8 protein-coding genes are annotated in these 10,964 nt (G+C 66.3%); 6 read left to right on the forward strand and 2 right to left on the reverse strand.

Annotation, left to right across the window (positions count from 1 at the left end; genetic code table 11):
• The first annotated feature begins 124 nt into the window (after positions 1-124).
• The 5 genes from ABZ434_RS04735 (at position 125) to tuf (ending at position 8,824) form a co-directional block, all read left to right on the forward strand.
• Positions 125-4,024, forward strand: a complete 3,900-nt coding sequence (locus ABZ434_RS04735) for a DNA-directed RNA polymerase subunit beta' (RefSeq protein WP_359132071.1) — start codon at positions 125-127, stop codon at positions 4,022-4,024.
• 434 nt (positions 4,025-4,458) lie between these two features.
• A complete protein-coding gene (gene rpsL, locus ABZ434_RS04740; protein ID WP_003948652.1) occupies positions 4,459-4,830 on the forward strand; it encodes a 30S ribosomal protein S12 in 372 nt (123 codons plus the stop codon).
• 2 nt (positions 4,831-4,832) lie between these two features.
• On the forward strand, positions 4,833-5,303 hold the full coding sequence (rpsG, locus tag ABZ434_RS04745; RefSeq protein ID WP_014154599.1) for a 30S ribosomal protein S7: 471 nt from the start codon (positions 4,833-4,835) through the stop codon (positions 5,301-5,303).
• A gap of 38 nt (positions 5,304-5,341) precedes the next feature.
• Entirely contained in the window at positions 5,342-7,471 is a 2,130-nt protein-coding gene (gene fusA, locus ABZ434_RS04750; protein WP_359132073.1) for an elongation factor G, read from the forward strand.
• A gap of 159 nt (positions 7,472-7,630) precedes the next feature.
• Positions 7,631-8,824, forward strand: coding sequence for an elongation factor Tu (tuf, locus tag ABZ434_RS04755; RefSeq protein WP_359132075.1), 1,194 nt, complete (start codon positions 7,631-7,633; stop codon positions 8,822-8,824).
• A 95-nt stretch (positions 8,825-8,919) separates the two neighbouring features.
• Here the strand turns inward: tuf and ABZ434_RS04760 are convergent, their stop codons facing one another.
• Complete coding sequence (locus ABZ434_RS04760; protein WP_359132076.1) at positions 8,920-9,387, reverse strand: GNAT family N-acetyltransferase; 468 nt, start codon at positions 9,385-9,387, stop codon at positions 8,920-8,922.
• A 121-nt stretch (positions 9,388-9,508) separates the two neighbouring features.
• Between ABZ434_RS04760 and ABZ434_RS04765 the strand changes: the two genes are divergently transcribed.
• The gene (locus tag ABZ434_RS04765; RefSeq protein WP_359132078.1) at positions 9,509-9,982 is read left to right on the forward strand and encodes a hemerythrin domain-containing protein; all 474 of its coding nucleotides are present in this window, start codon (positions 9,509-9,511) and stop codon (positions 9,980-9,982) included.
• A 98-nt stretch (positions 9,983-10,080) separates the two neighbouring features.
• On the opposite strand, the gene ABZ434_RS04770 is transcribed toward ABZ434_RS04765, so the two are convergent.
• The gene (locus tag ABZ434_RS04770; protein ID WP_359132079.1) at positions 10,081-10,959 is read right to left on the reverse strand and encodes a hypothetical protein; all 879 of its coding nucleotides are present in this window, start codon (positions 10,957-10,959) and stop codon (positions 10,081-10,083) included.
• Between the last annotated feature and the right edge of the window lie 5 nt (positions 10,960-10,964).

A 10,964-nucleotide genomic window follows, 5' to 3' on the forward strand; every position in this document is an offset into this window, starting at 1 on the left:
TGGCCGGCCGGATCCCAGTGATCCGGCCGGCTCTCCCCGGACCCGTTCAGACCATTGCTGAAGTGCCCCGATTTCTCGCGTGAAGCGAGGGGGCTCGAACCCCCGAAAGAGGGATTGACGACAAGTGCTCGACGTCAACTTCTTCGACGAGCTGCGGATCGGCCTTGCCACCGCGGACGACATCCGGACCTGGTCCCACGGCGAAGTGAAGAAGCCGGAGACCATCAACTACCGCACGCTCAAGCCCGAAAAGGACGGACTCTTCTGCGAGAAGATCTTCGGTCCGACCCGGGACTGGGAGTGCTACTGCGGCAAGTACAAGCGTGTCCGCTTCAAGGGCATCATCTGTGAGCGCTGTGGCGTCGAGGTCACGCGCGCCAAGGTGCGTCGTGAGCGCATGGGCCACATCGAGCTTGCCGCTCCCGTCACCCACATCTGGTACTTCAAGGGCGTCCCGTCGCGTCTGGGCTACCTGCTGGACCTCGCGCCGAAGGACCTCGAGAAGGTCATCTACTTCGCCGCGTACATGATCACGTTCGTCGACGAGGAGCGCCGCACCCGCGACCTCCCGTCGCTGGAGGCGCACGTCTCCGTCGAGCGTCAGCAGGTCGAGAACCGTCGCGACTCGGACCTCGAGAACCGTGCCAAGAAGCTCGAGACCGACCTCGGCGAGCTCGAGGCCGAGGGCGCCAAGGCCGACGTGCGCCGCAAGGTGCGCGAAGGTGCCGAGCGTGAGATGAAGCAGCTGCGTGACCGTGCGCAGCGCGAGATCGACCGCCTCGACGAGGTGTGGAGCCGCTTCAAGAACCTCAAGGTCCAGGACCTCGAGGGCGACGAGCTGCTCTACCGCGAGCTGCGTGACCGCTTCGGCACGTACTTCGACGGCTGCATGGGCGCTGCCGCCCTGCAGAAGCGCCTGGAGTCGTTCGACCTCGACGAGGAGGCCGAGCGCCTCCGCGAGATCATCCGCACCGGCAAGGGCCAGAAGAAGACCCGCGCGCTCAAGCGCCTCAAGGTCGTCTCCGCGTTCCTGCAGACCAGCAACAAGCCCAAGGGCATGGTGCTCGACTGCGTGCCGGTCATCCCGCCGGACCTGCGTCCGATGGTGCAGCTGGACGGTGGCCGCTTCGCGACCTCCGACCTGAACGACCTGTACCGCCGTGTGATCAACCGCAACAACCGCCTCAAGCGTCTCCTTGACCTCGGCGCCCCCGAGATCATCGTGAACAACGAGAAGCGGATGCTGCAGGAGGCCGTCGACGCGCTGTTCGACAACGGCCGCCGCGGTCGCCCGGTCACCGGTCCCGGTAACCGCCCGCTCAAGTCCCTCAGCGACATGCTGAAGGGCAAGCAGGGCCGATTCCGTCAGAACCTCCTCGGTAAGCGTGTGGACTACTCCGCGCGTTCCGTGATCGTCGTCGGCCCGCAGCTCAAGCTGCACCAGTGCGGTCTGCCCAAGGCCATGGCGCTGGAGCTCTTCAAGCCGTTCGTGATGAAGCGCCTGGTGGACCTGAACCACGCGCAGAACATCAAGTCGGCCAAGCGCATGGTCGAGCGCGGCCGCACCGTGGTGTACGACGTCCTCGAAGAGGTCATCGCCGAGCACCCGGTGCTGCTGAACCGTGCACCGACCCTGCACCGCCTCGGCATCCAGGCCTTCGAGCCGCAGCTGGTCGAGGGCAAGGCCATCCAGATCCACCCGCTCGTCTGCACCGCGTTCAACGCGGACTTCGACGGTGACCAGATGGCCGTGCACCTGCCGCTCTCCGCGGAGGCGCAGGCCGAGGCCCGCATCCTGATGCTGTCCTCGAACAACATCCTGAAGCCGGCCGACGGTCGTCCCGTCACCATGCCTACGCAGGACATGGTGCTGGGTCTGTTCTTCCTGACGACCGACGGCGAACTCCGTGACACCAAGGGCGAGGGCCGCGCGTTCGGCTCCACGGCCGAGGCGATCATGGCGTTCGACGCCGGCGAGCTGGCGCTCCAGTCGTCCGTCGACATCCGCTTCCCGGTGGGCACCATGCCGCCGCGTGGCTGGGTGCCGCCGGTCGCCGAGGAGGGCGAGCCCGAGTACCAGCCGGGTGACACCTTCCGGCTGCGGACGAGCCTGGGCCGCGCGCTCTTCAACGAGCTGCTGCCCGAGGACTACCCGTTCGTCGACTACTCGGTCGGCAAGAAGCAGCTCTCCGAGATCGTCAACGACCTCGCCGAGCGCTACCCCAAGGTCATCGTGGCGGCGACGCTCGACAACCTGAAGGCGGCGGGCTTCCACTGGGCGACCCGTTCCGGCGTCACCGTCTCCGTTGCGGACATCGTCGTGCCCGAGGCCAAGAAGGCCATCGTCAGGGGCTACGAGGAGCAGGACGAGAAGGTCCAGAAGCAGTACGAGCGCGGTCTGATCACCAAGGACGAGCGCACGCAGGAGCTCATCGCGATCTGGACCAAGGCGACCAACGAGGTTGCCGAGGCGATGAACGCGAACTTCCCCAAGACGAACCCCATCTTCATGATGGTTGACTCGGGTGCCCGAGGAAACATGATGCAGATGCGTCAGATCGCCGGTATGCGTGGTCTGGTGTCCAACGCCAAGAACGAGACGATCCCTCGTCCCATCAAGGCGTCCTTCCGTGAGGGCCTCACCGTTCTGGAGTACTTCATCTCCACGCACGGTGCCCGTAAGGGTCTGGCGGACACCGCCCTGCGTACCGCCGACTCGGGTTACCTGACCCGTCGTCTGGTGGACGTCTCGCAGGACGTGATCATTCGCGAGGAGGACTGCGGCACCGACCGTGGCCTCAAGCTGAAGATCGCGGTCAAGGGTGCCGACGGCGTGCTCCGCAAGACGGACGACGTCGAGACCTCGGTGTACGCCCGCATGCTCGCCGAGGACGTTGTCGTCGACGGCAAGGTCATCGCGCCTGCCAACGTCGACCTCGGTGACGTCCTGATCGACGCCCTGGTGGGCGCCGGCGTCGAGGAGGTCAAGACCCGCTCGGTCCTGACCTGTGAGTCCGCGGTCGGCACCTGTGCCTTCTGCTACGGACGCTCGCTCGCCACCGGCAAGCTGGTCGACATCGGTGAGGCGGTCGGCATCATCGCCGCCCAGTCCATCGGTGAGCCCGGTACCCAGCTGACGATGCGTACCTTCCACACCGGTGGTGTGGCCGGTGACGACATCACCCAGGGTCTGCCCCGAGTCGTCGAGCTCTTCGAAGCCCGTACGCCGAAGGGTGTCGCCCCGATCTCGGAGTCCGCGGGCCGGGTCCGGATCGAGGAGACCGAGAAGACCAAGAAGCTCGTGGTCACGCCGGACGACGGCAGCGAGGAGATCCCCTTCCCGATCTCCAAGCGTGCCCGTCTGCTGGTGGGCGAGGGCGACCACGTCGAGGTGGGCCAGAAGCTCACCGTGGGTGCCACCAACCCGCACGACGTGCTGCGGATCCTCGGTCAGCGCGCGGTCCAGGTCCACCTGGTCGGCGAAGTCCAGAAGGTCTACAACTCGCAGGGCGTGTCGATCCACGACAAGCACATCGAGATCATCATCCGGCAGATGCTCCGCCGCGTGACGATCATCGAGTCCGGCGACGCGGAACTGCTGCCGGGCGAGCTCGTCGAGCGTTCGAAGTTCGAGACCGAGAACCGTCGTGTGGTCCAGGAGAGCGGTCACCCCGCCTCCGGTCGTCCGCAGCTGATGGGTATCACCAAGGCCTCGCTGGCGACGGAGTCGTGGCTGTCCGCGGCTTCCTTCCAGGAGACGACCAGGGTCCTGACGGACGCGGCGATCAACGCCAAGTCCGACTCCCTGATCGGCCTCAAGGAGAACGTCATCATCGGTAAGCTCATCCCGGCCGGTACGGGTCTGTCCCGCTACCGCAACATCCGGGTCGAGCCGACCGAGGAGGCCAAGGCCGCGATGTACTCGGCCGTCGGCTACGACGACATCGACTACTCGCCGTTCGGCACGGGCTCCGGCCAGGCCGTTCCGCTGGAGGACTACGACTACGGTCCGTACAACCAGTAAGCGAGTCGCCTGATACATCCGGAGGGCGGTCACCCCGTGCACACGGGGTGACCGCCCTCCGGCGTGCGATACGTCACTCCCGCACGGCGGGCGTACGGTGGTCGTGGTACGCGGAAGGCGCTCAGAGGCCCGTGAGGGCCCCTGTGGGGCTCCGGACGGGTCGGTACGAGCAGGATGGCCGGCTCGGCGGGCCGGGGCGGACAGCATTTGTTTTGACCCAGGTCCGTGAGGTAGGTACGCTCAGACCTTGTGCCTGGGGTGTGCCTGGGCTCGTGTGCGTGTCTTCAGCCGCACGGCGAGTCCGTCTTTGGCCACCGCGATCTGTGCTTCCACTGCTCCAGGGGAGTGGCCCGCAGTATCCGACACACCCGACCGCGTGGGTCGGCGATGTTCCAGGTTAGTTTCACCGACGGCACACAGAAACCGGAGAAGTAGTGCCTACGATTCAGCAGCTGGTCCGGAAGGGCCGGCAGGACAAGGTCGAGAAGAACAAGACGCCCGCGCTCGAGGGTTCGCCCCAGCGTCGTGGCGTCTGCACGCGTGTCTTCACGACCACCCCGAAGAAGCCGAACTCGGCTCTCCGTAAGGTCGCGCGTGTGCGTCTGACCTCCGGCATCGAGGTCACGGCCTACATTCCGGGTGAGGGACACAACCTGCAGGAGCACTCGATCGTGCTCGTGCGTGGTGGCCGTGTGAAGGACCTGCCGGGTGTTCGTTACAAGATCATCCGCGGCTCGCTCGACACCCAGGGTGTCAAGAACCGCAAGCAGGCCCGCAGCCGCTACGGCGCCAAGAAGGAGAAGTAAGAATGCCTCGTAAGGGCCCCGCCCCGAAGCGCCCGGTCATCATCGACCCGGTCTACAGCTCTCCTCTTGTCACCTCGCTGATCAACAAGATCCTGCTCGACGGCAAGCGTTCCACCGCCGAGCGGATCGTGTACGGCGCCATGGAAGGCCTCCGCGAGAAGACCGGCGCTGACCCGGTCATCACGCTGAAGCGCGCGCTTGAGAACGTCAAGCCCTCGCTCGAGGTCAAGTCCCGCCGTGTCGGTGGCGCCACCTACCAGGTGCCGATCGAGGTCAAGCCCGGTCGTGCCGCCACCCTCTCGCTGCGCTGGATCGTGGGTTACTCCCGCGCCCGTCGCGAGAAGACCATGACCGAGCGCCTCATGAACGAGCTGCTCGACGCCTCCAACGGTCTTGGCGCTGCCGTCAAGAAGCGCGAGGACACCCACAAGATGGCCGAGTCCAACAAGGCCTTCGCGCACTACCGCTGGTAGTCGCTTACCCCATCGAGACCGAGAGAAGATTGAGCCTTATGGCCACCACTTCGCTTGACCTGGCCAAGGTCCGCAACATTGGGATCATGGCCCACATCGACGCGGGCAAGACGACCACCACTGAGCGGATCCTCTTCTACACCGGTGTGAGCTACAAGATCGGTGAAGTCCACGACGGCGCTGCCACGATGGACTGGATGGAGCAGGAGCAGGAGCGCGGCATCACGATCACGTCCGCCGCGACGACCTGTCACTGGCCGCTCAACGATGTTGACCACACCATCAACATCATCGACACCCCGGGTCACGTCGACTTCACCGTCGAGGTGGAGCGTTCGCTCCGCGTCCTCGACGGTGCCGTCACCGTGTTCGACGGTGTGGCCGGCGTCGAACCGCAGTCCGAGACCGTGTGGCGTCAGGCGGACCGCTACGGCGTGCCGCGTATCTGCTTCGTCAACAAGCTCGACCGCACCGGTGCCGACTTCTTCCGTTGCGTCGACATGATCGTCCAGCGCCTCGGCGCTGTCCCGATCGTCATGCAGCTCCCCATCGGCGCCGAGGCCGACTTCACGGGTGTCGTCGACCTCGTGACCATGAAGGCCTTCGTGTACCCCGAAGAGGCCGTCAAGGGCGAGATGTACAACATCGTCGAGATCCCGGACAACCTGAAGGAGGCCGCCGAGGAATGGCGCGGCAAGCTCCTTGAGGCCGTCTCGGAGAACGACGACGCCATGATGGAGCTGTACCTGGAGGGCGAGGAGCCCACCCAGGACCAGCTGCACGAGGCGATCCGTCGGATCACCCTTGCGTCGAAGGGCACCGCGGACTCCATCACGGTCACCCCGGTGTTCTGTGGCACCGCGTTCAAGAACAAGGGCGTCCAGCCCCTGCTCGACGCGGTCGTCCGCTACCTGCCTTCCCCCCTGGACGTCGAGGCCATCGAAGGCCACGACGTCAAGGACCCGGAGAAGGTCATCTCGCGCAAGCCTTCGGACGACGAGCCGTTCTCCGGCCTGGCGTTCAAGATCGCGAGCGACCCGCACCTGGGCAAGCTCACCTTCGTCCGGATCTACTCCGGTCGCCTCGAGGCCGGCACCGCGGTGCTGAACTCGGTCAAGGGCAAGAAGGAGCGCATCGGCAAGATCTACCGCATGCACGCGAACAAGCGTGAGGAGATCGCGTCGGTGGGCGCCGGTGACATCATCGCCGTCATGGGCCTGAAGCAGACCACCACCGGTGAGACGCTGTGTGACGACAAGAACCCGGTCATCCTGGAGTCCATGGACTTCCCGGCGCCGGTCATTCAGGTCGCCATCGAGCCCAAGTCCAAGGGTGACCAGGAGAAGCTGGGTGTCGCCATCCAGCGCCTCTCCGAGGAGGACCCGTCCTTCCAGGTGCACTCCGACGAGGAGACCGGCCAGACCATCATCGGTGGTATGGGTGAGCTTCACCTCGAGGTGCTCGTCGACCGCATGAAGCGCGAGTTCCGCGTCGAGGCGAACGTCGGCAAGCCGCAGGTCGCGTACCGCGAGACGATCCGCAAGGCCGTCGAGCGCATCGACTACACGCACAAGAAGCAGACTGGTGGTACCGGCCAGTTCGCGAAGGTGCAGATCGCCATCGAGCCCATCGAGGGTGGCGACGCGTCCTACGAGTTCGTCAACAAGGTCACCGGTGGCCGCATCCCCCGTGAGTACATCCCCTCGGTGGACGCGGGTGCTCAGGAAGCCATGCAGTTCGGCATCCTGGCCGGTTACGAGATGGTCGGCGTCCGCGTCACCCTTCTCGACGGTGGTTACCACGAGGTCGACTCCTCGGAGCTCGCCTTCAAGATCGCCGGTTCGCAGGCGTTCAAGGAGGGTGCCCGCAAGGCGTCCCCCGTGCTCCTCGAGCCGATGATGGCCGTCGAGGTCACCACGCCCGAGGACTACATGGGCGATGTCATCGGCGACCTCAACTCCCGCCGTGGCCAGATCCAGGCCATGGAGGAGCGCAGCGGCGCTCGCGTCGTGAAGGGCCTCGTGCCCCTCTCGGAGATGTTCGGCTACGTCGGAGACCTCCGCAGCAAGACCTCGGGTCGCGCAAGCTACTCGATGCAGTTCGACTCCTACGCCGAGGTTCCGCGGAACGTCGCCGAGGAGATCATCGCGAAGGCCAAGGGCGAGTAACTCCCCGAGTTGACGCTTTAGGCTTATCACCGGAGCCTGGTGGGGCATTTGACACGGCGCGCAAGCAATGTGTCGAATGCCCCCGGCCCCGGCATCCCAGCAAAGATCACCTGGCGCCGATGAAGCAAGGCGTACAGAACCACTCCGCAGGAGGACCCAGTGGCGAAGGCAAAGTTCGAGCGGACTAAGCCGCACGTCAACATCGGCACCATCGGTCACATCGACCACGGTAAGACGACCCTTACGGCCGCCATTACCAAGGTGCTGCACGACGCGTACCCGGACCTGAACGAGGCCTCGGCCTTCGACCAGATCGACAAGGCTCCCGAAGAGCGCCAGCGCGGTATCACCATCTCGATCGCGCACGTCGAGTACCAGACGGAGTCGCGTCACTACGCGCACGTCGACTGCCCCGGGCACGCCGACTACATCAAGAACATGATCACGGGTGCGGCGCAGATGGACGGCGCCATCCTCGTTGTCGCCGCGACCGACGGCCCGATGCCGCAGACCAAGGAGCACGTGCTCCTGGCCCGCCAGGTCGGCGTTCCGTACATCGTCGTCGCCCTGAACAAGGCCGACATGGTGGACGACGAGGAGATCCTGGAGCTCGTCGAGCTCGAGGTTCGTGAGCTCCTCTCCGAGTACGAGTTCCCGGGCGACGACCTTCCGGTCGTCAAGGTCTCGGCGCTCAAGGCGCTCGAGGGCGACAAGGAGTGGGGCCAGACCGTTCTGGACCTCATGGCCGCCGTCGACGAGTCGATCCCGCAGCCCGAGCGTGACGTCGAGAAGCCGTTCCTGATGCCGATCGAGGACGTCTTCACGATCACCGGTCGTGGCACGGTCGTCACCGGTCGTATCGAGCGTGGTGTCCTCAAGGTCAACGAGACCGTCGACATCGTCGGTATCAAGACCGAGAAGACCACCACCACGGTCACCGGTATCGAGATGTTCCGCAAGCTGCTCGACGAGGGCCAGGCCGGTGAGAACGTCGGTCTGCTTCTTCGTGGCATCAAGCGCGAGGACGTCGAGCGCGGCCAGGTCATCATCAAGCCGGGTTCGGTCACGCCGCACACCGAGTTCGAGGCTCAGTCCTACATCCTGTCGAAGGACGAGGGTGGCCGTCACACCCCCTTCTTCAACAACTACCGCCCGCAGTTCTACTTCCGTACCACGGACGTAACGGGCGTCGTGACCCTTCCCGAGGGCACCGAGATGGTCATGCCGGGTGACAACACCCTCATGAACGTCGCGCTGATCCAGCCGGTCGCCATGGAAGAGGGCCTGAAGTTCGCCATCCGTGAGGGTGGCCGGACCGTGGGCGCCGGCCAGGTCACCAAGATCCTCAAGTAAGTACTTGAGAGTCTGACCTGGTAGCTCCGCACAAGAGCACCGAGAAGGGCCCCGCCCCGCCGCGCAAGCGGTGGGACGGGGCCCTTCTTCTTGTCTCAGACCACGGGTACGGGAGGCCGGCGCACCATGAACACGTCGACGGGGTCCTCCCGCTCCGGAACGAACCCGTGCCGCTCGTACAGCCGCCGGGCCGCGCTGCCCTGGAGCACGTCGAGGCGTACCGGCACCCCTTCGGCGTCCGTACGGGCCAGCAGGGCACCGAGGACCGACGACCCGATGCCACGCCCCTGGAGCGACGGGTCGAGGTAGAAGCTCTCCAGGCACCAGCCGTCCGCGAAGGGGCGGAGCGTGACGCTGCCGGCGAACCGGTCGTCGTGAAGGATCACCGAGGTGTACTCGGGCGCGTAGCCGTCCAGGAACCTCTGCCGCACCCGGACCTCGTCGAAGCGGCCGAGGCGGAGCAGGTCCGGGCGCATCACGACGGCCCGGAGGTCGGCTATGGCGTCGGCGTCGTCGTGGGTGGCGGGGCGCAGGGCCCAGCTGTGGGTGGTGCGTGCATGCATGGCGGGAGTCTGACAGAGCGGGCCGGGGGGTTTCCGGGTGGCGGCTGCGAGCGGTGTGGGGGATGGCCGGTGTTGGTCCGGCTACGCCAGGGAATGCGGCATACCTGCCTAAAGTGGGCGCATGTGTCACTACTGCGGCTGCCGCGAGATCCCGTTGATCAAGGAGTTCATCGCGGAGCACGAGTCCGTCACCGACGCGGCGGGCGGTGCGCTGCGGGCCCTGGACTCCGGTGACCGGGCCCTCGCCGCGGAACTGGTGGCCCGGATGGAGCGAGAGCTGCGGGCCCACTGGCAAGGGGAGGAGCAGGGGCTCTTCGCGGTGATGAGCGGCGACGAGGAGTACGCGGGGTACATCGACGCGCTGGTGCAGGAGCACCGCGAGCTAGCCGCGTTTCTCTGCCGGGTCGATCTGGCCCGCGCCGAGGACGTCGTACGGCTTCGCGAGGCGGTCGATGAGCTGTACCACCACATCGCGAAGGAGGAGGACGGGCTGTTCCCGGCCTCCCTCACCGCGCTGTCCGGGGACGAGTGGGACCGCTCGATGACGGCGTGGCGCACGGCCCACCCGGACGCCCGCGGGAACCTCGGCCGCTAGCGAGGGCGCGGGGGCCGGGCTCCTGGCGGTGGCACCCCTCGCCTTCGCGCGGTCGGAGGCGAGGACGGAGTCCAGGGGCGGCCCGACGGGCCCTGCGTCTACTGCACCCCGGGCGTGAACTCGACGCGCACATCGTCGGCTTCCCGGATGACGTAGACCTGGTCGCTCTTCGCCCGCCACCCGATGGGCACGGCGTAGTAGCGCCCCTCGCGTGCCGTGATGAGGCGCAGGCCCGAGTAGCGGTACCGCAGGTGGACGGTCTCCCCGAGGTCGTCGAAGTGGAGCTCCGGTGATCGCGAGCGGAGGCCGAGCCGCTCCGCGCTGAAGACGACCAGGCCCGTGCGCCTGACCACATCGCGGGCCTCGTTCCTTGCGCTCTGCTCGCCGAGCTGGCCGGCGGCCAGGGTGACGGCCCAGAGCAGGAACACTCCGGCGGCGAAGATCGGCACGGCTGTGTCCAGCAGACCCCTCGCGCGACCCCCCTCCATCGGCCGCACTTCACCGAGCAGAAGACCGAGGGCGATGAGCAGCGGGCCGGCCCAGCGGTACGGCAGCAGCAGTTGCCATTGCCACCACATGACCAGCATCAGCAGGCCTGCGGCCACGAGGGCCACGTAGGAGCGGGTGAGTGCCGACGTAGCCCGCGAAATGCTGCGCGTCAGGCCGTTGGGCCGGGCCGGTCGCGGCCGTCGCCCGATCACGGCAACCATGAGGAGCAGCGCGACCGCACCCACGAGCACCGGGAAGGTCATCAGCTGCAGGCTCTGCAGGACGAATTCAGCGAAGCCGAAGCCGAGGGAGAAGGGGGAGAGGTGGAAGTAGCCGTAGTACGCACTTGAATAGATCACGCCCACGTAGAACATCAAAGCGGCGATGAACGACGCCTGGGCGACCACGAGATTGACCAGCGCGGTCGGCGACGCCAGGTCCTTGCCCGCTCGCTCGGCCCACGGTGCGGGGCGATCCGTTTCGTTCACGTCGG

Origin of the sequence: Streptomyces sp. NPDC005761 (assembly GCF_040630635.1) — a bacterium.
Classification (GTDB): Bacteria; Actinomycetota; Actinomycetes; order Streptomycetales; family Streptomycetaceae; genus Streptomyces.

What these genes read in the sequence shown, in the direction of transcription:
- rpsG (WP_014154599.1), top strand. Translation starts at nt 4,833, where the DNA reads ATGCCTCGTAAGGGCCCCGCCCCGAAGCGCCCGGTCATCATCGACCCG.
- fusA (WP_359132073.1), top strand. Translation starts at nt 5,342, where the DNA reads ATGGCCACCACTTCGCTTGACCTGGCCAAGGTCCGCAACATTGGGATC.
- ABZ434_RS04760 (WP_359132076.1), bottom strand. Translation starts at nt 9,387, where the DNA reads ATGCATGCACGCACCACCCACAGCTGGGCCCTGCGCCCCGCCACCCAC.
- ABZ434_RS04765 (WP_359132078.1), top strand. Translation starts at nt 9,509, where the DNA reads ATGTGTCACTACTGCGGCTGCCGCGAGATCCCGTTGATCAAGGAGTTC.